A 21485-nucleotide genomic window follows, 5' to 3' on the forward strand; every position below is an offset into this window, starting at 1 on the left:
CCCGCCCGTGATGTCATCGAAGGGATCTTGCGGCCATGTCGGCCTGGTGCCTTTTTAACTCTTCGGGGATCCGCTGCACCGCCGCCAGGGAGACACAGGCCATGAGGGCTCCCCCTATAAAAGGAATGCGGTAGTCCACCACCCAGAGCAGGCCCCCGATGAAGGGCAGCACCACCGCTGCAATATGGTTGATGGTAAAGCCCGCTGCCATGCTTGGAGCGATGTCCCGGGGATCGGCCACTTTCTGGAAGAAGGTCCGGATGGCGATGGCGAAGTTGAAAAAGATGTGGTCGAGGATGTAGAGGACGGCCACCAGCACCCTGGACTCCGCAAAGGCGTAGGCGATGAAGACGAAGATAAGGCTCAGGTACTCCAGGGAGAGGATGCGCCGCTCCCCGAAGCGGACGATGGCTTTTCCGATAAAGGGGCTGAGGAAATAGTTCACCAGGTTGTTGAAGAGGAACAGCACGGCGATCTCCTGGACGGAGAAGCCAAAGCGCTGAACCATGAGGAAGACGGAAAACGCAACAAAGATCTGTCGCCGTGCCCCGGCCATGAAGGTGAGGAAATAGAAGAGCCAGTAGCGCTTTCGAAAGATCGCCTTTTTGCGTTGGGGAACGGCGGCGCTGTGGGTGGGGTCTCCCACAAGGCTGTAGAGGCCCAGAGCAACGATGGCCGTGCCGCTGAAGATGTACATGCCCTCAAAGCTGAGGAAGGGGGCGGCGCAGAAAAAAAGGACACTGGCGAAAATGGCGGTGGCGGCACCGAAGCTCCGCAGCTTGCCCAGCACAAGGGGAGCTGTGTCACGGTCAAAGTATTGAAGGGTAAGGGACTGGTTGACGGTTTCAAAGTAATGGAACCCGAAGCTCATGGCCAGGGTGGTCAGGGCAAGGCCCCAGAAGCTGGGAAACCATCCCGTGACGCAGACGCCGATGCCGAGAATGATCACGGAAAACGAGGCGATGCGGTGCTCTTTCAGGAAGAGGGTGACGTACACCACAAGCAGGGCCAGAAAGCCCGGGATTTCACGGATGGATTGAATGGCGCCCACATGGCTGCCGTCAAGGCCGATGACCTGTACGGAGAAGTTGTCAAAAAGGATACGCCAGGATTGCAGCCCGAAGGTGGCACCGAGCGTCAAAAGCAGAAGGAATCGGTACATGGGCCGATTCCACGGTTGGAGAGAGAGTTTCGTCATGGCCTTATATCAGTTGCTGTCTATGGGTAAAGTGCAAAGTATGTCACAGGGTCGCAGGCCGGGCAAGGTCAACCTTTTCCAACGGGGGAGGGTGGTTGACGGCTCCCCCGCGGAGGAGAGATGAGACAATTGATGCCGTTTAACTCCCAGGAGATCGCCCGGGTGGAAGCCCTGGGGGAGTTTCTCCTCAAGGAGGACATGGAAGATTTCAACCGGGACTACTCGGTGTGGTCGCGCCTTCCCGAGTCCGTGCTGAAGATCGCCCTGAAAAAACGGTTGGCCCTGGAGCGCCAGGTCCTGGAAAAGAACGGGGCCTCATCCCATGAAAACATCCACGCTGTGGTGGATGCCGGGATGCGGTTGATGTCCCTGGCCCGATTCTATTACCAGAGTTCCGAGTCGTACCGGGAGTTGATCCACGAACTCTACCCGGTGCAGCTCCCGTGGTAGCCAGGGGGCTCGCCAGGGAAAGACAAAAGGAGAGGACGATGAATCGCTGGTTTCTGATGGGAAGTGTCTCAATGGTTGCCGGCCTGTTTCTGCTGGTGATGAAAGCTTTGGCCAATTTGACTCCGGGGGATCCCCTGCGGTTCGACTTCAGCCTCAAGAGCCTGATGCCTCCTGAGCGGCTGACGTGGATCGACGGCATCTCCAGCTCCGGGCTGCAATCCGCAGCCCATTGGATGGAAGCGGCCCCCCTGTACATCTATTGCTTTGGCCTGGGGGTGCTGCTGATCCTGGCCAGCGGCCTGGTCCGGGAATAAAGCACGCCCGTTTTCCGGCGGGGTGAGGGCCATGGGGTGCACCCGGTTTGCTTGAACGGTGGGAATATCAGGTAACGATGAGGCTGTTTTGTGCCGTTGACGCGCTTTGGCTCAGCGGCAGGACGCCATGATTTTTTCCAGGGTGGCCAGGGCCGAGTAGTAATTGAAGTTTTCAATGCTGTAGGTGAGTTCTTCGATGAGGTGCCCGGCCTCAGGGGGGATCAGGACCTTGAGAAGGTCGGTCTCCTGTGTCGTCTCAAATTTGTTGTGGGAGAGTTTGTCCCGCAGCCGTACCAGGGTGTGGGTGAGCTGGGCGGGCGGAGCCGACGGGGTGGGACCCCATTTTTCGGGGGCTTCCGTGGACGGCATGGGAAGGGGGCAGAGGGAACCACGGATCTCCACCAGTCGCCGTGAAAGGTGGGTGGGTTTCAGGGGCTTTTTCAGGATGGAAAGGGCCTCAACCTCCTTGAACAGGGAGGCGGCGGCGTCGAAGAGCCCTCCGGAGCAGACGGCAAAGGTGTGGGCAATTCCCTGGGGCCAGTCCGGGACAACGGGCGCACCGGGGGGCGACAGCTCGGCATCGGAGAGGAGCCAGAAGGCAAGCTCCCAGGGAGGGCTGGGGCAGGGCACCGCATGGGCCGGGTGGATGCGGTCCACCTGATAGCCCCACCACTCCAGGCACCGGCAAAGGCCTGTCTCATCAGCGCAGGGAGGGCCCACCAGCACCACGGGTTGGGAGGTGGTGAGGCGCGGTAGGTGCGGTGGGGTTCTCCAGGGAACGGTGAGCTGAAACGCAAAGACGCTTCCGAGGCCTGGCCTGCTGCGGACAGTGATCTCTCCCCCCAGAAGGGCCACGATTTTTTTGCAGATGGCCAGGCCCAGGCCGGTGCCGCCGTACTCCCGGGTGGTGGAGCAGTCCGCCTGGCTGAAGGGCTCGAAGAGAATGCGGGCGTCTCCGTGGGGCAGCCTGGAGAAGTCGATGCCGATGCCCGTGTCCCGGACACCGGTCTCCAGGGTGATGAGGTCTGATTCGCGCCCGACCACCCGGCAGCAGAGGGTGACGCTCCCCGAGGGGGTGAATTTCACGGCGTTGGCCATGAGGTTCACAAGCACCTGGCGGATGCGCAAGGGGTCCCCGGTGACCATGGCGGGCAGATCCGGGTCCACCTCCAGGACCAGGGCCAGCCCTTTTTTTTCAGCCTGGGGGGTGAAGGTGTCTGTGACCTCTTCCAGAAGCTCCAGGTAGCTGAAATCAATGACTTCGGCCGTGAGTTTTCCCGCATCGGCCCGTGAAAAGTCGAGGATGTCGTCGATGAGGGTCATGAGGGCGTGGGACGAGCGCATCATGATCTCGATGTAGTTTCGCTGCTTTTCGGTGAGCCCCTCGGCCTCCAGAAGCTCGGCAACCCCCATGATGGCATTCATGGGGGTTTTTATTTCGTGGCTGATGTTGGCCAGAAAGCGGCTTTTTGCCTTGAGGGCACTTTCGGCCAGATTCTTGGCTTTGGTGAGCTCCCGGGTCTTTTCCGCCACCTTGTCTTCCAGGCGCTCCCGGTAATCGGTAAGCTCGATCTCCGTGGCTTTTCGACGGGTGATGTCTGAAAAGGTGCAGAGAGCCGCAGGCCGCCCCAGGTACCTCAGGTGGCTCACGGTGATCTCGATCCACACGGTGCTGCCGTTGCCGTGACGGATGCGGTACGCCCAGGTGCGGGGAGGGCTGTCCGGGTTTCGGAGGGCCGAGTCGAAGTAGGTCCAGACGGGGTCGATGTCATCGGGGTGGGTCCACCCCCAGAGGATGTCGGCGGTGGCTTCGAGGAGTTCCCCGGAGGTGCGGCCGGAGAGGATGCTGCAGGCGGCGTTGGTGAAGACGATGCGCTGATCCTGGAGAATCATGACGCCCTGGAGGGTGTTGTCCACCAGGGTCCGGTATTTCTCTTCGTTTTCCTTCAGGGCCTTTTCGGCAATTTTCCGCTTGAGGATCATGCGGTTGGCGGCATCGGCAAGGTGCTTGAACTCGGAGAAGAAGAGCTTGTCCGGATCAATGGTGGTGAAGTCCCTGGAGGCTTTTTTGAAAAAGGTGCCGAAGGAGGCGAAGGAGCGGGCCAGGTGCCTGGCAAAGAACCCGGAGACCGTGGCGCTCACGGCCACGGCCGCGCAGAGGATGACGAGGACATAGAGGAGCTGCTCGCGGATTCGTTGCTTCAGGGCATCCTGTTTCTGGCCGAGGGCAAGGCCCATGGCGTGGGTGTCCGCCGACGCCCCGATGACCCAGCCCAACCTGGAAAAGGGACGGAGATAGCCCAGGTAGGCGGTGCTTCCGTCCGGAGCATCGTACTGGATGAACCGTCCGTCCTCTTCTAAGCCCTGGGTGGCAAGGGCGGCGGTACTTTCGGCGGCAAAGTCGTGGCCGGTGAGGGGGGCGCCGGTGTCCGAGAGGATGAAGACCCGGTCGGCCGTGGGGCTTGTGGGGCGGTACAGCTCCTTGACGATCCGTTTTTTAAGGGTGCGGTAGAAGTCGTCATGATAATAGCCCGTGCCCACGATCCAACCCAGGGGTTTGATCAACCGGACGTAGGTGGTTTTCAGGAAAAGGGGCCCTTCGGGGGCTTCCGGTTTGGGGTACCGGTAGGTGAGGTACCCGTCTCCGGCGGACAGGGCGAGGTCCACGGCCCGCCTGGCGATGGGAAACTCCTCCTGGCCCGACAGGCGGGCAAAGGGGGTGCCGTCAAGCTTGGGCCGAATGGCGTTGAACATGAGGGTGCCGTCTTCATTCAAGGCAAAGAAGAAACGCTGGTTTTTCTGGGACCGTGCCTTTCGAAGGGCGTTACGCATGAGGGCGTGGCGAATCTGGAGGGGCAGCCCTGCCTGGTTTTCCGAATGGATGGCCAGAAGGATGGAGGAGGTCTCCAGGACCCGCTCCTTGAGCTGCTGTTGGCGTTGCTCTTCGGCAATGGTGATGGCCCGGTCCAGGGTTGCCTCCAGGCGATTTGTCATTTCAACGAGGCTCTGTTTCCGGGTCTCCATGAAGTGGGTGCGGACCTGGTCGGACTGGTCCCGGAGGCGGTTGTTCTCAACGGCAACCCAGAGGGCCCCCAGCCCCGACAGGGCGCAGGTCATCAGGATCATCATGAGGGAGAAGTAGGATTCCGAGATGGTCCAGCGTCTCTTCATGGAGGGGTCAGTTCAGGGGCAGGGTAAAGGTGAACTCAGAACCCGAGGCATCGGTGCGCGTCAGGTGGATTTCCCGCCCGTGCCGCGAAAGGATGTGCCGGGTGATGAAGAGGCCCAGCCCCGTGCCTTTGTCGTCAGCTTTTTCAGTAAAAAAAGGCTCGAAGATGGTGTCGATTTTGTCCGGCGGGATACCGGGGCCGTTGTCCGAGAGGGTGACCCAGGCCGAGTCGTCTGTTTTTCCGGCCCGGATGACGATGGAACCGGAGCCGGTGGTGAGGACCTCGGTGGAGTTGTTGATGAGGTTTACAAAGACCTGGGAGATCTGGTGGGGGTCGCAGCAGACGCTCAACTCTTTGGAGACGCCGGAAGTGTTAATCTCCACGCCGCATTTCAGGAGGCGGTACCGGAGCATCTCCAGGGCGTCGTCGATGATGTCGCACAGGGGGGTGAGGACATTGGAACGTCCCCGTTTTTTCGAGTAGCCCTTGAGCCGGTCGGTGAGGGCGTTGATGCGCTGGGCCCCCTTGACGATGTTAACGGCCCGCTGCTGGATGGAGACCATGTTCCCCCCGAGGATGTCGTCCATGATCATCTCCGCGTTTCCCACCACGTAGTGCAGGGGATTTTTCACCTCATGGGCAATGGCCGCGGACAGGGTCCCTAAGGTGGCGAGGCGATCCGAGTGGATCAGCTGGCGGGTTCGGTCGTGGACCAGGCTGTTGAGGCGGTCCCGGTGCATTTTGAGTTCCATGTGGGTGCGCACCCGGGCCTTGACCACCGCAGGGCGGAATGGCTTGGTGATGTAATCCACGGCCCCCAGCTCCAGGCCGAAGGTCTCGTCTTTTTCGTCGTCCCTGGCTGAGATGAAGATAACGGGGATGTGGGCGTGTTCGGGGTTGTTCTTGATGCGTCGGAGGACCTCGTAGCCGTCGATGCCGGGCATCATGATGTCCAGGAGGATGAGGTCCGGGCAATGGTCGTCAACCATCTCAAGGGCTTTGGAGCCGCTCCGGGCAAAGCTGATGTCGTATTCTTTTCTTAAGGTTTCACCGAGAATTTTGATGTTGGTGGGCATGTCGTCCACAATCAGAACGTTCATTCGGTAGGGCGTGGGGCTCATCGTATCTCCTTGCTGCCCGGTTAAGACTTGGCCGGTATGTAAGGGGCATGGACGCGGGCATGACTCTATTTGACGTCGGCTCCGGTTTTGCATACACAAAGGGCGTTGAGCGGTGCCGAATATCATCGCCAAGGCGGCCGAAACGTGGGATGGTGTGGGTTGTGTGCCGAGCCCCTCACGTACCGGAATATCCTGCGGTGTTCTCTTCCCTGTCGGTATGAATGACTGAGCGAGTCATTTCCTTAGTGATATTCATACCGGGTGACAAGGAAGTAAAAAGTGTATCAATATACCCTGTCAAATGCAACATGGATAAGTCTTTTCAATTTTGTGTTACTTCATAGGTAACACCTTTGGTGGGAGGTATTCGTGCCACCGGGCGGGGCATTGCCCCCGGCGTGAGATAAGATGGCCGGATGACATAATAAGTTCACGGGACGGAGAGTGCAGAATGGAGATATTGGAGACCCCCTACGACGAGGTGGTCGGCTATGTGAAGGCCCGGTACGGCAAGGGGGCCTTTCATGCCTCGGCACTGGTACGGGAGGTGATGGTTCACGGCAACCCCCGCTTTTGGGAGGCAAAGGCCTTTTCCGAGGCACCGGCCCTGGCCTCTTCCCTGGCAAAAGAGGTGCGCTTTGCCCCGCCCGTGATAGAGGAGACGGTTCAGCGGGAGGGGGTGGTGAAGGTCCTCCACCGTCTTTCCGACGGCCTGGCCGTGGAGTCGGTGGTGATCCCCATGAAGGGGTATGCCACCTTGTGTGTCTCCACCCAGGTGGGGTGTCGCATGGGATGCCGGTTCTGCCGTACCGGGCGCATGGGCCTGCACCGGAACCTGACCGCAGCCGAGATCACCGGGCAGCTCTGGAACGCCCGGTTTGTCTTGAAGGCCCCCATCCGAAATATTGTGTTCATGGGCATGGGGGAGCCCCTGGACAACCTTGAGAACGTGGTCCGGGCCATTCGGGTGATGACGGACGGCCGGGGCTTTTCCATCGGCCCCAGGCGCATCACCGTCTCCACCGTGGGGCTGGCCGATGAGATCCCACGCCTTGCCAACGCAGGGACAGGGGTTCGCCTGGCCCTCTCCCTGAATGCGTCGGACGACGCCGTGCGTGCCGACCTGATGCCGGTGAACAGGCGCTACCCCCTGGCCACCCTCAAAAAAAGCCTGGCGGCCCTGGCCGGGCACAGCGGGATCCGGGACGGGGTGCTCCTGGAGTACGTCTTGATCCGGGGGCTTAACGACCGGGGCGAGGACATCTCCAGGCTGGCGGATTTTGCAAGGGGGGTGTCTGCCACCGTGAACCTGATCCCCTTTAATCCCTCCGGGGAAGAGACCCCCTTTGAGCCCCCTTCTGATGCAGAGGTCAACGCTTTCCATGACCGGCTGGTGGCTGAGGGGCTCCATGTGCGACGGCGCTGGTCCCAGGGGGAAGATCTCCTGGCGGCCTGCGGCCAGCTGGGGGAAAAGGCGTGTCCGCACAAAAGCAGGTGACGTCTACAGGGCGGTGTGAAGGAGCACGTCGCCCTCTTTGGCCGGGTCCAGGGAGACAATGCGGTTCCGCCCTGACTCCTTGGCCCGGTAAACGGCGGTGTCCGCAAATTTAAGGAGTTGCTCGGGGCACCCGGAATCCCCGGGGGTCATGCAGGAGACGCCGATGCTCAGGGTTACAAAGGGGTGGGTGGGGGATGCCTCGTGGGCAATGCCCAGCTTTTCCGTGCTCCGGACAATGAGGTCGGCCACGATAAGGGCCTTGTCCAGGGGCGTGTGGGGCAGAAGGACCACGAACTCCTCGCCACCGTACCTGGCCGCCAGGTCGTGGGCTCGTTTGACGCAGGCGCTGATGGCCCCGGCCACCCGTTCCAGGCATCGATCCCCGGCCTGGTGGCCGTAGTGGTCGTTGAATCTCTTGAAGTGGTCGATGTCGATGAAGATCAGGGAGATGGGGGAGCTGACGCGTGCGGCGCTGCGCCACTGGGCGTCATAGACGGTATCGAAGTGGCGGCGGTTGTAAAGGTTGGTGAGGCCGTCGGTGATGGAGATCCGGGCGAGCTTCCGGTTGGTCTCGGCCAGTTTGCGGGCGTTGATGCGCTGGAGCATGGCCTGGAGGAACTCCCGCCGTGCCTCGCTTTCGAGCTGAAAGCACCCGAAGAGGCTGATGATGAGGGCAGCGCAAAGGACCAGGGCGCTGTTGATCCCCGCCTCCCGCCCCATGGCGGGCATGCTGTCCAGGCTGACGACATAGGCAAAGAGAATGACCGAGGAGGTGATGAGCCCGGTCTTGAACCGGATGCCTGCCACGATGTTCCCGAAGATGGCAATGAGGATGATGCCGGTGTAGTAGTGGGCCACGTTGGGGTGGTGGCTCTGGGTGAGCAGGTAGATGATCCCCGAGGAGGTCAGCATCATCAGCACCATGATAAAGAATTCGCTGTGGCGCCGGAAACGTTTGATGGTCACAAGGCCCATGACCAGCAGGATGGCCGGGGAGACCACAAAAAGCCTGAGCCGCCATGCCGTGGCGGAGATGTCGGGCACCATGATGCGGTCGCTGATGAAGAAGAGATTATAGATGACGATGGCCAGGAAGCCGGCCAGGGGGAAGTGGCGGTTCCGCTTGTCGGTTTTCTGGTCCCGAAATCGGGATTCCAGGGGTTCGGGAAAGGCGAAGACCCCGAAACGGCGGGCCAGGCAACGACGGATGACCCCTTCGTGGGAGAGTCGGCTGTGTGGAGAGTCCAAGGGCACCTCACTCAAGGTCGTTAAGTCCGTGAGAAAATCACCGCGCCCGGGGGGGAGGGCCTTGCATGGGATAGGGCAGGGTGCCGGGGCAACCTGAATAGAAACGCATACAAAAAAAGGAGGCAGTCTCCTGCCTCCTTCCTTTGAAAAAATCGAACGGCGATTAGCGCTTGGAGAACTGGAAGCGTGCTCGGGCGCCTTTCTGGCCGTACTTCTTACGCTCTTTGACCCTGGAGTCACGGGTAATGAACCCGGCGCGCTTCAGCACGTCGCGAAGCTCGGGGTCGGCAAGGAGAAGGGCCTTGGTGATGCCGTGACGGATGGCACCGGCCTGTCCCATGATACCGCCGCCTTTGACCTTGACGTTGATGTCGTAGGCGTCCTGGGCCTCAACGAGGGCCAGGGGGGAGGCGAGAACAAGGCGAGCCATGGGGTTGGGGAACGCCTCTTCAACAGGTTTATTGTTGACGGTGATTTTGCCGCTACCGGGGGTGATCCAGGTGCGGGCAATGCCGTTTTTCCGTTTGCCGGTGGCGTAGAATACGTTTTCTTTTTCCATGAATATCCTCAGTATCTCTTGATTCGCTGTGATGGTTGCTTAGACTGCGAGGGTCTCAGGCTTCTGGGCCGCATGAGGATGTTCTTCCCCTGCGTACACGAAAAGCTTTTTGTTCAGCTCACGACCCAGTCGGTTTTTGGGCAGCATGCCCTTAACGGCGAAACGGAGCAGATCCTCGGGACGCTTCTCAAGAAGTTTGTCGGCGGTGATGGCGGTGATGCCTCCAACGTAGCCGCTGTGACGGTAGTACGTCTTGTTCTTGAGCTTGTTGCCGGTGAGCTTGATCTTGTCGGCGTTGATGACAATGATCCAATCTCCGGTGTCAACATGCGGTGTGTACATGGGGTTGTGCTTACCACGAATGTGTGCTGCGACAACGGAAGCGAGTCGGCCAAGCACCTGATCCTTGGCATCGACGACGAACCATTTCTGTGGATTGTCCGATTTCTTTGCGCTATAGGTATATTTTTTCAATGTTGTATACTCCCGGTCGGTTTTCGTACAAATAACTGAAATTAAATAATTGAATTCACCTGATTTGTCAAGTGGATTCTTAATATTTGGGCACACGTGGTAAAGGCTTGCCGGAGACGTGATACCACAAATCAGATCGTAAAAGAAAGAGGAGATTTCAAAAAAAATGAAAAATGTGGAAGTGGAGGTGAAATACCGTCTGGCCGATGCCGATGCCCTGAGACAACGCCTGGTGGATGCCGGGGCAAAGGGGACGGGAAGGGTTTTTGAAGCCAACTCTCGCTATGATACTGCAGATGGCGGAATCAGGCAAGCCGGATGTCTGCTTCGCCTGAGAAAAGATGGAAAAACGCGCCTCACCCACAAAACGCCCCACGCCGACACCGGGACGGACGGCTTTAAAATCTTCCGGGAGCTGGAGGTGGAGGTGAGTGACTTCGACACCATGGACAAAATCTTGAACGCCCTGGGATTTGAGGCGGTTCAGACCTATGAAAAGTGGCGGGAGACCCTTCACTTCAAAGGCTGCGAGATCTGCCTGGACACCCTCCCTTACGGTGAGTTCATGGAGATCGAAGGAGAGAAGGCGCGCATCGAGGAGGTGGCGGCCCTGTTGGGTCTGGCCCGTAAAGGCCGCATCGCCACCAACTACCTCTCCCTTTTCGAGGCCCTGAAAACCGAGTTCGATCTCCCCTTTTCCAACCTGACCTTCGACAACTTTTCAGGCCTCACCCACGACTTTGGTAAGGTCCTGAAGCGCTTTGAAGCCGCTGGCTGAAGCCGGGGACGGGGGCTAAGCCTCGGCCTTGGCCTTGGCAGCGAAGGGCTTGACCGCGGCCTCGTGGGTCTCGTTGCCCCGGGCGTGGCTTTGCCCCTTGCCGGTGGCGGGCTTGGTACAGGTCACCGCAGCGTTGATCACCCCGCCGGCCTCCACGATGAGGTCCCCGCAGGTCACGGTTCCGGAGCAGCAGCCCCCTTTAAGGACAATGAGCTCTTTTTCCGCCTTAAGGGTCCCCTCATAGGTGCCGCCCACGGTGATGGAGCTGACAGTGACGTCGCATAAGGCTTTTCCCTCTTCGGCGATGATGAGGCTGTCCGCCTGGATGGTGCCGTTGACCACCCCTTTGATCACGAGCTGGCCCTTGCCGGAGATGTTTCCGGTAAAGGTGAGGCTTTTGTCGATAACGGAGAGATGTTTCGATGGGTTCATTGTGTGACTGTTTCCATATCGTACCCAGGCGGGCCGGGCGGTTAGAAGGTGAATTTTTTCTTATAACGCAGGGCACCGCCCTGGTCGAAACCGTAGAGAGTGACCTCTTTAAAGGGCAACGTTCCCGGATCTGTTCCAATGGTGAAGGTGTGGTTGGTGAAGTTGCGCATCTTGAACCCTTCCCCGCGGGCGGGGTCTGACGGGACCCCTTTTTTCAGCTGGGCGGGGGGGAGGCAGCGCTGCGCGGTTCCCCCTTTGCCTGGCGGGACCACCAGAAAGAGGGTGCCTTTGATGCGCTTTTTTTCCGGGGTGTCGTTGGCGATCTTGAAGGTGATATTGAGAAAGGAGCCGTCCTCGGTCCTCTGGGCGTCCATGGCGTCCACCCGGATAAAGGGGGGCTCAGGGGGCGCCACAGGCTTTTTGGTCTTGGACGGCGCCTTGGCGGGTGTGGTCTCGGGGGCCTTTGCCTTGACGTTTTTTTCGGCCAGGGCCAGTCGGGCCATGAGCAGCTCCTGGTCGGCGGTCTGCCGGGCCAGGGTCGTGCTGAGGTTGCGTTCCCGCAGGATGCTTTCGGTCAGCGTGTTTCGGGTGTGGAGCCAGAGGCCCGTGATGACGGCAAGGGCAATGAGGAGCAGCCCCATGCATATCAGGGTGGCGGTGACCACCCGGCGGTAGTTGCCGGAGTGGACCATGCGTCCGTCGGTGCTGACAAAAAGGAGGCGCCACTGGCGGGTATGGCGGTAGGGGTTGGGAAGGGCGTAGCGGGCCAGCTCACCTTGCAGGTCTTTGGTGTAGTCGTCCGAGGGCAAAAGATCCTCCTTGAAAACCAGGCCGGGCAGGGGGCGTCACCCTCCCGGGGCGTTACAGGGTCGTGCGGCCGGTGGACAGGCTGCGAATATCTCCGGTTAAAACAGGCGTCCTTGAACCGCGTATCCCAAGTGCCTGCAGGCATCCTGGGAGACCTTTCGCCCGGAGGAGGTTCGGGCGAGAAATCCGATTTTCAGGAGGTAGGGCTCCACCACATCCACAAGGGTGTCGGTCTCCTCCTGAAGGGTGGCGGCAATGGCCTCGATGCCCACGGGGCCGCCGCGGTAGTAGTCGATGATGGTTTTCAAAAAGGCCCGGTCGAGGTTGGTGAGACCCAGACCGTCTACCCCTTCCAGGGCCAGGGCTTTCTCCACCACCTCGTCGGTAAGAACGCCGTCTGCCCTTACATCGGCATAATCCCGCACACGCTTTAGCAGACGGTTCAGGATTCGGGGGGTTCCCCGGGAACGCAGGGCCAGGGCCCGGGCCCCTTCGGGGGTCAGGGGGGTGTTGAGCAGGGCGGCGGATCGCCTGGCGATACGGATGAGGTCCTCGGTGTCGTAGAAGTCCAGGGTGCGGAACATGCCGAAGCGGTCACGCAAGGGGGCCGAGAGCAGCCCGATACGGGTGGTGGCGCCGATGAGGATAAAGCGGTTGAGCCGAAAACGATGGCTCCTGGCGTGGACCCCTTTGTCAAAGACGATGTCGATGGAAAAGTCCTCCATGGCCGGGTAGAGGAACTCCTCCACGGCCTTGGGGATCCGGTGGATCTCATCGATGAAGAGGATGTCCCCCTGCTTGAGGTTCGTGAGAAGCCCCACAAGGTCTCCCCCCTTTTCAAGGGCCGGTCCCGAGGTGATGGTGAGGTCTCCCCCCATTTCGTTGGCAATGATGTGGGCCAGCGTGGTCTTGCCGAGGCCCGGAGGGCCGTGGAAGAGCACGTGCTCGATGGGTTCCTCGCGTTTTTTGGCCGCTTCGATGGCGATCTCAAGGGTCTCCACGGTCTCCCGCTGCCCGACGTAGTCGGCAAAGGAGTCCGGCCTCAGGGAGAAGACGCTCTCTTCCTCCTCTGGGTTGATGGGATTCCCGGAGACAAGGGGGGTGGTCCGTGGGGACGAACCGGAAGATGAAAAAGAGAAAAGATCATCGCTCATCGCGTGGGGGACACTCCTGGGTTGAGATGGCCGCGGCATGGCGCAAACACACCATGGCAGCGCACCTTCGGGTAAAGGGATGCTTGCATGAATTAAGGCCGACACACATGGGGATGATACCTTTTTCCAAAGGTGGAATCAACCGGGAAGCGTGCCGCCTCCGGGGTGAACGCATTTGGCCCCGGCAGGGCTGCCGGGGTCAAAAATCAAGATGCGTTACCCCTTGGGGGCGCGGTAGACTTCGTCCAGGAGTGACTCGGGGCTGTCGATGTCCGGGTTGCGCGTCATGGCGTCTGCCACCAGGGCCTTGGCGTCGCTGCCCTTGTGGCCGAGCTGGTGGGTGAGGACGTCGATGACCTGGTCCACGAAGGCGGCCCTGGGGGGCTCGGGGGCACCGGTTGAAGAGACTGCCTCCAGGGCGAACCGGGCGGTTTTCCCTTCCAGGGTGGCGATGATCTTCTGGGCCGTGCGCTTGCCGATGCCGGGAAGCTTCATGAGGCTTTTTAGGTCAGCGCCCTCGATGGCAGCGGCGATCTCCTCAATGGGAAGGCCCATGGCCTTCACCGCCTTCATGGGGCCGATGTCCTCCACGGAGATGAAGAGCTGGAAGAACTCTTTCTCCTCCTCGGTGTGGAACCCGATGAGGGTGGCCTTGGGCTGGCGCTCGGTCTGGTGGGTGTAGATGGAAAAGGAGAGCTCGTCTCCGGGCTCACGTGAGGCGATGGAGGCCATCACCGAGGCGGGAAGCAGGATGTTGTAGCCGACGCCCCCCACGAGAAGGAGAATTTTCTCTTCTTCTTTCTTGAGGAGTCGTCCTTGCAGGTAACCGATCATAGGGGTGTTGTAGCCTCGCAAAAAGTTAAGGGGTGCGCTTTATGCTGATTTTTATCAGCGGCGAAGACGGTTGTGCCGGAAGAGGCCGATCATGGCCAGTGCCAGGGCATCGGAGGCGTGATCGGGCTTGATGGGCTCCGGGTGTTTCAGGAAGTCCCGGACAGATCGCTCCAGCTGGGCCTTGCTGGCGTTGCCGTTGCCCGAAAGAATTTTCTTTGCCTCACGCACCGGGACCTCGTTCACCGGAATACCCGCAGTGCACGCGGCCAGGAGGACGACTCCCACCACCTTGCCCAGCAGGATGCCGGATTTGGGGTAGCGTTCCAGGGAGAAGACGTCTTCCACCACCATGAGGTCCGGGTGTTTGATGGCGATGGCTTCGCTGATCCGGCTGTGGATAAGGTGAAGCCGGGCTGCGGTGCTCATGTCCTTTGTGGTGCGGATGTGACCGAAGGAGTAGTCGGAGACGGTGAGGGCTGCGCCGCTGACCACGCCGATGCCCGTTTCGGCCAGGCCGGGGTCGATCCCCATGACTGTGACCATGCTTTAGGCGCCTTGTTGACGATGCCCCGCTTTGGTTTTGCGGGGCGGGAAAAAAGAACGGATGCTGCCGAATCTACTTCTCCAGTTTTTTTCGTGCGATGGAGGCTTCGGCGGTGTCGGGGTGTTTTCGCAGGAGTTCTCCCAGGATCAGGTGGGCGTTTTCGGTTTCGCCCAGGGCTTCGAAGGCCAGGCCCTGTTTCAGGTAAGCCGCCGGGACCTTGTTGCCGTCCGGGTAGTTTTCAATGACCTTCTGGTACTCGAGGATGGCCTTCTGGAACCATTTTTCCCTGTAGTAGATCTCGCCGATCCAGAACTGGGCGTTGTCCGCGCTGTCCGAAGAGCTGTAGGTCTCCACCACGTCGGAGAATCCTTTTTTGGCGGTGTCCATGTCCCCGGCATCAAAGGCCTGCTTGGCCTTGAGGTAGGTGTTTTCGGCGGTGGCTTCGGTCTCCGGCGCTGGGGACTTGCCCTCCGTGGGCTCATAGCCCGTGAAGGCTTCGAGGCGTGCCAGTTTGGCGGCCAGGGCGTCAATGCCGGCCTGCATGGCCGTGAGGTTCTTTTCCGTATCGGCTCCCTGGGAGGTGGCCTGGCTGCTGTGGTGGAGGGCTGCCTCCATATCCCCGCGAATGGCCCGGAGCTCCTCTTCCAGTTGCTCAAGTTTGTTGGCCAGTCGTACGTTTTTGCTGGTCACAGACTCTTCCACCCCTTTGGAGGCGGACTGGCTTTGGCGCATCTCCTCTTCAAGGAGGGTGATACGTCCGTTCATGGCAACGTAATCCTTTTGAAGGGCGCAGCCGGAGAGACACAGGCCCGCCAGCAGGCAGGCGACGACCTTGGGCTTCATAGCAGGGTACTCCTGATGCAGTCGTGGTTGGGCATGAAAACGAAAACGACCGAAGGGCGTCCGTGGACGCCCTTCGGTAACTTGGATAGACTAAGGTTGCTGCGGGCACAAGGTGCCGGAGAGCGAACCTATCGGATGACGAACTCGGCGCGCCGGTTCTTGGCCCAGGCGCTTTCGTTGGCGGCGGGGTCCATGGGACGCTCTTCGCCGTAGCTGACGGTGACCATGCGGTCTGCGTCTACGCCGAGGCTTTCAAGGAAGGCCTTGACGCGTGCCGCACGACGGTCGCCCAGGGCGAGGTTGTAGTCGGTGGTACCGCGGTCGTCACAGTGTCCTTCGATGGTGATGCGGACGCCGGTGTTCTCTTTGAGCCACTCGGCCTTGGCTTCCAGGACGGCGATCTCAGAGTCCTGAACCGCAGAGCTGTCGTAGTTGAAGAATACAGGGGTGTTTTCAAAGGCGGCACGGGCTTCGGCCCTGGCGGCAGCCTCTTTTTTCATCAGTTCTTCTTCGGCGATCATGGCAGCGTCATCAGCTGCGGCCGCGGCATCGGCGGCTTCCTGGGTCATGGTCTCCTGGGAAGCGGCGTCTGTTGTGGGATCGGTTTCCACGGGTTTTTGGGAGCACGATACCGCCACCAGCATGGTGAGCAGCACGGTAATGAGCGCTAAGCTTCCTCTCCAGTTTTTTCCCATCATTCCTCCTCGTCAACAAGTTTCATTGGGTTAAATTGGGAGACCACACCGGGGCGGTCTGTTCACCGGGCAGTGATACGAGTTGCCGTTGATCTGTGCCGTATGCGTTCATGACATAAATGGATGATCTGCCTCTCCTGTTCGAGGAGAAAACAATCAGGCTGCCATCGGGCGACCAGGACGGGGTCTCGTTGTCCCCGGAGTCGTAGGTGAGCTGCATGGGGCGTCCTCCGCGGGCATTGATGACATGAATGTCAAAATGGCCGTTTTTGGATCCGGCGTATGCAATCTGGTCACCTGTAGGGGACCAGGCTGGGCTCGTGTTGTACTTTCCGTCGAAAGTGAGGCGTTCAATGCGGCCGGAGGCCAGGTGTTTGACATAAATCTGGGGGGTGCCAGATCGCTTGGATACAAAGGCCATCCTGTCGCCAGAAGGGGAAAATACCGGAGATACGTCTATTCCCCACTTGCTCCACTTTCTTGTTAACCTTTTACGTATTTTACCCTTTTGGGTCAACAGATAAATCGCTTGATCCCCGTCAATTGTCAACGATGCCGCCATGGTTTTTCCCCCGGGGAGCCACGTCGGTGTGATGTTTGTTGTGCCCTCTGCCGTCACAAGATCGCGTCGGGATCCGGGCCAGGCTCCCTGGATGAAAATATCGGGTTTTTTATTGACATAGGAGGTGTAGGCCAGGGTTGATCCGTCCGGGGACCAGGAGGGGGTCAGGGTAATGGCGTTGTTCCTGGAAACCTGTACCGGGGCGTGGCCGTCGAAGGCGCAGGTCCAGATCTCCTTGATGCCGCTGGTTCCCGTGGAAACAAAGGCGATGCGGCTGCCGAAGAACCCGTGTTTCCCCGAGTAGGTCATCATGATCTTGTCGGCGAGCTTCAGGATCAGGGGGCGCAGGGTCTCCTCCGCTGCGCCGGCACCGCGGAAGCGGACCCCGAAGAGGCTCTTCTGGCGGTAGATGTCGAAAAGGTAAAAGTCGCCGATGACGGTCTGGGCGCTGACGGTGAGGCTGCCCGTCACAAGGAGCTCCGCACCGGAGGAGCGCCACCGGTCGAAGTGGATATCCTGTTCGGTGATACCGGTGCGGGCGGGCTCTTCAAGGAAGGCGTCACGGCTCACCATGCGGAAATACCCTGTAAATGCAAGAGTGTCCTGGAGAAGGGCCACGGCCTCCTCGGCCAGGGCAACCTCCCGGTCCGTGTTGCCCGTGACCCGGAAAGCGGGGACGGCAACCGGGGTTTTGTTCTCAAAGGGGTTGGTGACCCTCAGGCGCACCCGCTCTTCGGCCTGGGCCGGGGCGGCTGCAACAAAAAGGAGCATCATAAGGAGAAGGGAACGTCCAAGGCTTCTGACTAATGTTTGCATGGCTACCTACAACAGTTCGCTGATGTCAAAGTCAATGACAAAAGGCATCTTTCGATCGGTGATCCCTGCCGGATAGGGGGGCAGGGGAGTGGATTTGTGCACGGCGCTTAAGGCCGAACGGTCAAAGCTGGCATTGCCGGACCGCTGGGAAACCCAGACGTCCCGCACGGAGCCGTCGGGCATGACCGTGAAGATGATCTGGGTCTTGAGCTGGGAGTCTGTACCCACCATCTGGACGGGGTAGGCCCAGTTTTTCCGGATGATAACCTCAATGGTGCGATAATAGCGCTCTTTCACGGAGATCTGGGCGGCGGTGGGCTGGCCGTCGCTGGTTCCCGATGAGGGCTGAGCCGGAGGGGCCTTGGTGTCGGCCACCTCCTGTTTCAGGCGGTTCATGCGCTCGGACAGTGGCTCGGGTTTGGATGTCTCCCGGGCCATCTTCTCCAGGGCGCTTTGCACCAGCTCGTCCGGGGTGATCACCTTGCGCTTGCGCTTAACCGACTTGTTCCCGGAGATGGTTTTGGTCACCGGGGTCTGGACCTTTTTCTCGCTTTTTTTACGGGAGGCCTTCTTGGACGGCGTGGTGGGCCGCTTGGCCTTGGCCGCAGGGGCTGCTGTCTGTTTGTTGGCCTTGGATACCTTGGTCGGTTTTTTTACGGGCTGCTCTGTCTGCATCAGGTCCACGTCTATGGAGCGCGGGGTTTTGTGGGGCTTGTACCCGCTGGTGGTAAAGACATGGGAGAGGGTGAACAGCAGGACGTGTCCGGTGAGCGAGAGGATCACGGCAAGGGTGAGGAGGCGGTTGTCATCACCGCCGGTGGGGTTCTGTCTGGGCGCAGAAGTCATGTGGGGCGTCTTCGTTCCGGACCTGTGCTGAGGATCATTACTTGGTTTCAAGGGGCTCCGTTACCATGCCTAATTTTTCCACGCCGGCGCCCTTGATTTCGGCCATGGTCCGAACCACCGTGCCGTAACTGATGGACTTGTCGGCCCGCAGAAAGACGCGGGTCCCGGGCCGCTCCTTGAGAAGGGCGGTGAGCTTGGGCCGGAGCCTGTCCGAGTCCACGGGAAAATCGTTGATGAAGATCTCTCCGCCACCTTTGATGGTGACGTAAAAGGGTTCGTCGTCGTCCCGGGCAAGGGAACCCGCCGCTGCCTCGGGCAGGGCGACGTCCACCCCCTGGGTCATCATGGGGGCCGCCACCATGAAGATGATGAGGAGCACCAGCATCACGTCCACAAAGGGGGTGACGTTGATCTCGCTCATCAGCTCGTTGTCGTTTCCGCCGGAGATCATTTTCCGTTTCCTTTGCGCAGGATATCCCGCTCCACGATGTTCAAGAAGTCCGAGGAGAAGTTGTTGAGCTCCACCTCGATGATCCGGATGCGCTGGGCAAAATAGTTGTAGGCGATGACCGAGGGAATGGCCACCATGAGGCCCACAGCCGTTGCAATGAGGGCTTCGGCGATGCCCGGGGCCACCACGGCCAGGTTGGCCGAGCCCTTGTAGGCGATGCCCTGGAAGGAGTTCATGATGCCCCAGACCGTTCCGAAGAGGCCGATGAAGGGGGCCGTACTGCCGGCGGTGGCCAGGAAGGGGGTGAGCTGCATGAGGCGGGTGACCTCCTGGGAGGTGGCCCTGCGCAGGGTGCGTCGGACGTTGTCCAGGCCGTTGCCGCCCATGACGATGCCCACCTCGCTTGAGGCGCCGATGCCCGCGCTGGAGAGCTTTTTCAGCTCGCTGTAGGCGGTGCGGAACACCTTGCCGATGGAGCTGTAGCTGAGCTCTTTGGCCAGGGAGTAGGCGTCGGAGAGGTTTTTGCTCTTCCAGAAAGTCTCCACAAAGACAAGGGACTCCTTGTGGGCGCGCCGGATGGTTCGGAATTTAAGGATGATGATGGTCCAGGAGGTCACGGAAAAGAAGAGAAGCGTTAAGAGGACCAGTTTGACCATGGGGCCGGCCCCGCTGATCATCTGAAAAATACCTAAAGACTCGTTGGCCATGTGTGCCGTCTCCATGTTGGGCAAAAAAAGGAGGTGTCAAGAACGTGCGAAACGACCGCCCGGCCGCTGTTTCACGTTAATCTATACAAGCCGGGGCAGGGTGTCAAGGCTGGAGGTGGAGGGCCGTGGGGCGGATAAAGTCGGGCAACCCGTTGAAAGCATATAGAAACCCCCTTTTGCCCGCGGGGCAAAAGGGGGAGGATATCAGGGGCTCAGGAAGGCGCCGGGCGGCGCCTTCGCTGAAGCGGTCTTACATCATGCCGCCCATGCCGCCCATGCCACCCATGCCGCCCATGCCGGGAGCTCCGGCGGGCATTGCAGGCTCTTCCTTGGAAGGAAGATCAGCGATCATCGCTTCGGTGGTGAGCATGACGGAGGCTACGGAAGCAGCGTTCTGAAGGGCGAGACGAACCACCTTGGTGGGGTCGATAACGCCAGCTTCGAGGAGGTCTTCGTAAACGTCGGTGGCCGCGTTGTAACCGAAGGAACCTTCGCTGTTCTTGACCTTTTCCATAACGACGGAGCCTTCGACACCGGCGTTGTTGGCGATCATGCGGAGGGGCTCTTCGATGGCGCGCATTACGACCTTGACGCCGATCTTCTCTTCGGCTTTTACCTTCATCTTGGTAAGGGCGTCGATGCAACGAACCAGGGCCACGCCGCCGCCGGGGACGATACCCTCTTCAACAGCAGCACGGGTGGCGTTGAGTGCATCTTCCACCCGGGCCTTCTTCTCTTTCATCTCGGTCTCGGTGGCTGCGCCGACGCTGATGACGGCAACACCGCCGATGAGCTTGGCCAGACGCTCCTGGAGCTTCTCACGGTCGTAGTCGCTGGTGGACTCTTCGGCCTGGGCGCGGATCATCTTCACGCGGGCTTCCAGGGCGGTACGGGAACCGGCGCCGTCCACGATGGTGGAGTTGTCTTTGTCGATGACAACGCTCTTGGCCTTGCCGAGGTCTTCCAGGGTGATGCTCTCAAGCTTGACACCGAGGTCTTCGGAGATGACCTGGCCGCCGGTGAGAACAGCGATGTCTTCGAGCATGGCCTTGCGACGGTCGCCAAAGCCGGGAGCCTTGACTGCGGAGACGTTGAGGGTACCGCGGAGCTTGTTGACCACGAGGGTGGCCAGGGCTTCGCCGTCAACGTCTTCTGCGATGATGAGAAGGGGCTTGCCGGTCTTGGCAACCTGCTCAAGGATGGGCAGGAGGTCTTTCATGCTGGAGACCTTCTTCTCGCAGAGGAGGATGAAGGGGTCGTTGAGGGAGCAGACCATCTTCTCGGTTTCGGTGACGAAGTAGGGAGAGAGGTAGCCGCGGTCGAACTGCATGCCTTCCACAACGTCCAGGGTGGTGTCCATGGACTTGGCTTCCTCAACGGTGATGACGCCTTCTTTGCCGACCTTGCTCATGGCCTCGGCGATGATGTTGCCGATGGTGGCGTCGCTGTTGGCGGAGATGGTGCCAACCTGGGCGATCTCATTCTGATCTTTGGTGGGCTTGGAGATCTTGACGAGTTCTTTAACGGCTGTTTCGATGGCTTTGTCGATGCCGCGCTTGATGCTCATGGGGTTGTTACCGGCAACCACGAGGCGCTGGCCTTCTTCATAGATGGCTCGGGCGAGAACGGTGGCGGTGGTGGTGCCGTCGCCTGCGGTGTCGCTGGTCTTGGAGGAAACTTCCTTGACCATCTGGGCACCCATGTTTTCGAATTTGTCTTCCAGCTCGATCTCTTTGGCGACGGTGACGCCGTCTTTGGTAACCGTGGGGGAACCCCAGGATTTGTCGATGACAACGTTGCGGCCTTTGGGACCTAAGGTAACGACGACAGCGTCAGCAAGGGTCTTGACCCCGGTCAGCATTTTTTCGCGTGCTTTTGCATCGTAAATAATCTGTTTAGCCATGGTTCACCGAACCTCCGTGTATGTTGAAAATGTTGAGTTCAGGTCGTTAGAATATCTATTACAGTCAGGTCGTGGATTGCA

22 protein-coding genes are annotated in these 21485 nt (G+C 59.9%); 4 read left to right on the forward strand and 18 right to left on the reverse strand.

Annotated features, from left to right (window positions below; translation table 11 throughout):
* Positions 1-13: 13 nt before the first annotated feature.
* Positions 14-1162, reverse strand: a complete 1149-nt coding sequence (locus ACOYW0_RS15610) for an MFS transporter (RefSeq protein ID WP_482414761.1) — start codon at positions 1160-1162, stop codon at positions 14-16.
* Between the two features lie 156 nt (positions 1163-1318).
* Here ACOYW0_RS15610 and ACOYW0_RS15615 point away from each other — a divergent pair, with 156 nt between their 5' ends.
* Both ACOYW0_RS15615 and ACOYW0_RS15620 read left to right on the forward strand, forming a co-directional pair.
* Entirely contained in the window at positions 1319-1648 is a 330-nt protein-coding gene (locus ACOYW0_RS15615) for a hypothetical protein (RefSeq protein ID WP_482414762.1), read from the forward strand.
* Between the two features lie 38 nt (positions 1649-1686).
* Positions 1687-1962 (forward strand): hypothetical protein, encoded by a 276-nt coding sequence (locus tag ACOYW0_RS15620; RefSeq protein WP_482414763.1) that lies wholly within the window; start codon positions 1687-1689, stop codon positions 1960-1962.
* Between the two features lie 111 nt (positions 1963-2073).
* Here ACOYW0_RS15620 and ACOYW0_RS15625 read toward each other — a convergent pair whose 3' ends face one another.
* Complete coding sequence (locus ACOYW0_RS15625; RefSeq protein WP_482414764.1) at positions 2074-5133, reverse strand: cache domain-containing protein; 3060 nt, start codon at positions 5131-5133, stop codon at positions 2074-2076.
* 7 nt (positions 5134-5140) lie between these two features.
* A complete protein-coding gene (locus ACOYW0_RS15630) occupies positions 5141-6253 on the reverse strand; it encodes a sensor histidine kinase (RefSeq protein ID WP_482414765.1) in 1113 nt (370 codons plus the stop codon).
* Positions 6254-6704: 451 nt separating this feature from the next.
* On the opposite strand from ACOYW0_RS15630, the gene rlmN reads away from it, so the two are divergent.
* A complete protein-coding gene (gene rlmN, locus ACOYW0_RS15635; protein WP_482414766.1) occupies positions 6705-7751 on the forward strand; it encodes a 23S rRNA (adenine(2503)-C(2))-methyltransferase RlmN in 1047 nt (348 codons plus the stop codon).
* 3 nt (positions 7752-7754) lie between these two features.
* Here the strand turns inward: rlmN and ACOYW0_RS15640 are convergent, their stop codons facing one another.
* The 3 genes from ACOYW0_RS15640 to rplM all read right to left on the reverse strand — a co-directional run bounded on the left by ACOYW0_RS15640 (position 7755) and on the right by rplM (position 10032).
* On the reverse strand, positions 7755-8999 hold the full coding sequence (locus ACOYW0_RS15640; RefSeq protein WP_482414767.1) for a GGDEF domain-containing protein: 1245 nt from the start codon (positions 8997-8999) through the stop codon (positions 7755-7757).
* Positions 9000-9162: 163 nt separating this feature from the next.
* Complete coding sequence (gene rpsI / locus ACOYW0_RS15645) at positions 9163-9558, reverse strand: 30S ribosomal protein S9 (protein ID WP_180137126.1); 396 nt, start codon at positions 9556-9558, stop codon at positions 9163-9165.
* A gap of 39 nt (positions 9559-9597) precedes the next feature.
* Positions 9598-10032 carry a 50S ribosomal protein L13 gene (gene rplM / locus ACOYW0_RS15650; RefSeq protein ID WP_180137125.1) on the reverse strand — a complete coding sequence of 145 codons (435 nt, stop codon included), beginning with the start codon at positions 10030-10032 and terminating at the stop codon, positions 9598-9600.
* A gap of 166 nt (positions 10033-10198) precedes the next feature.
* Between rplM and ACOYW0_RS15655 the strand changes: the two genes are divergently transcribed.
* A complete protein-coding gene (locus ACOYW0_RS15655) occupies positions 10199-10810 on the forward strand; it encodes a class IV adenylate cyclase (RefSeq protein ID WP_482414768.1) in 612 nt (203 codons plus the stop codon).
* A 15-nt stretch (positions 10811-10825) separates the two neighbouring features.
* Here ACOYW0_RS15655 and ACOYW0_RS15660 read toward each other — a convergent pair whose 3' ends face one another.
* The 12 genes from ACOYW0_RS15660 to groL all read right to left on the reverse strand — a co-directional run bounded on the left by ACOYW0_RS15660 (position 10826) and on the right by groL (position 21404).
* On the reverse strand, positions 10826-11242 hold the full coding sequence (locus ACOYW0_RS15660) for a bactofilin family protein (RefSeq protein WP_482414769.1): 417 nt from the start codon (positions 11240-11242) through the stop codon (positions 10826-10828).
* 41 nt (positions 11243-11283) lie between these two features.
* A complete protein-coding gene (locus ACOYW0_RS15665) occupies positions 11284-12051 on the reverse strand; it encodes a hypothetical protein (RefSeq protein WP_482414770.1) in 768 nt (255 codons plus the stop codon).
* A 96-nt stretch (positions 12052-12147) separates the two neighbouring features.
* The gene (gene ruvB, locus ACOYW0_RS15670) at positions 12148-13203 is read right to left on the reverse strand and encodes a Holliday junction branch migration DNA helicase RuvB (protein ID WP_482414771.1); all 1056 of its coding nucleotides are present in this window, start codon (positions 13201-13203) and stop codon (positions 12148-12150) included.
* Between the two features lie 216 nt (positions 13204-13419).
* Positions 13420-14037, reverse strand: coding sequence for a Holliday junction branch migration protein RuvA (gene ruvA / locus ACOYW0_RS15675; protein ID WP_482414772.1), 618 nt, complete (start codon positions 14035-14037; stop codon positions 13420-13422).
* A 54-nt stretch (positions 14038-14091) separates the two neighbouring features.
* Entirely contained in the window at positions 14092-14580 is a 489-nt protein-coding gene (locus ACOYW0_RS15680; protein ID WP_482414773.1) for a crossover junction endodeoxyribonuclease RuvC, read from the reverse strand.
* A gap of 73 nt (positions 14581-14653) precedes the next feature.
* Entirely contained in the window at positions 14654-15424 is a 771-nt protein-coding gene (ybgF, locus tag ACOYW0_RS15685) for a tol-pal system protein YbgF (RefSeq protein WP_482414774.1), read from the reverse strand.
* A gap of 128 nt (positions 15425-15552) precedes the next feature.
* Entirely contained in the window at positions 15553-16122 is a 570-nt protein-coding gene (pal, locus tag ACOYW0_RS15690) for a peptidoglycan-associated lipoprotein Pal (RefSeq protein ID WP_482414775.1), read from the reverse strand.
* Between the two features lie 19 nt (positions 16123-16141).
* The gene (tolB, locus tag ACOYW0_RS15695; RefSeq protein ID WP_482414776.1) at positions 16142-17497 is read right to left on the reverse strand and encodes a Tol-Pal system beta propeller repeat protein TolB; all 1356 of its coding nucleotides are present in this window, start codon (positions 17495-17497) and stop codon (positions 16142-16144) included.
* A 6-nt stretch (positions 17498-17503) separates the two neighbouring features.
* Positions 17504-18343, reverse strand: a complete 840-nt coding sequence (locus ACOYW0_RS15700; protein WP_482414777.1) for an energy transducer TonB — start codon at positions 18341-18343, stop codon at positions 17504-17506.
* 37 nt (positions 18344-18380) lie between these two features.
* Complete coding sequence (gene tolR, locus ACOYW0_RS15705; RefSeq protein ID WP_180137115.1) at positions 18381-18794, reverse strand: protein TolR; 414 nt, start codon at positions 18792-18794, stop codon at positions 18381-18383.
* Positions 18791-19501 carry a protein TolQ gene (tolQ, locus tag ACOYW0_RS15710; protein ID WP_180137114.1) on the reverse strand — a complete coding sequence of 237 codons (711 nt, stop codon included), beginning with the start codon at positions 19499-19501 and terminating at the stop codon, positions 18791-18793. The genes tolR and tolQ overlap by 4 nt, the downstream gene beginning before the upstream one ends.
* A 250-nt stretch (positions 19502-19751) precedes the next feature.
* Positions 19752-21404: a chaperonin GroEL gene (gene groL / locus ACOYW0_RS15715; protein WP_482414778.1), complete on the reverse strand. Its 1653-nt coding sequence runs from the start codon at positions 21402-21404 to the stop codon at positions 19752-19754.
* Positions 21405-21485: the final 81 nt, after the last annotated feature.

The organism is Desulfoluna sp. HI9BLuna, assembly GCF_056829775.1.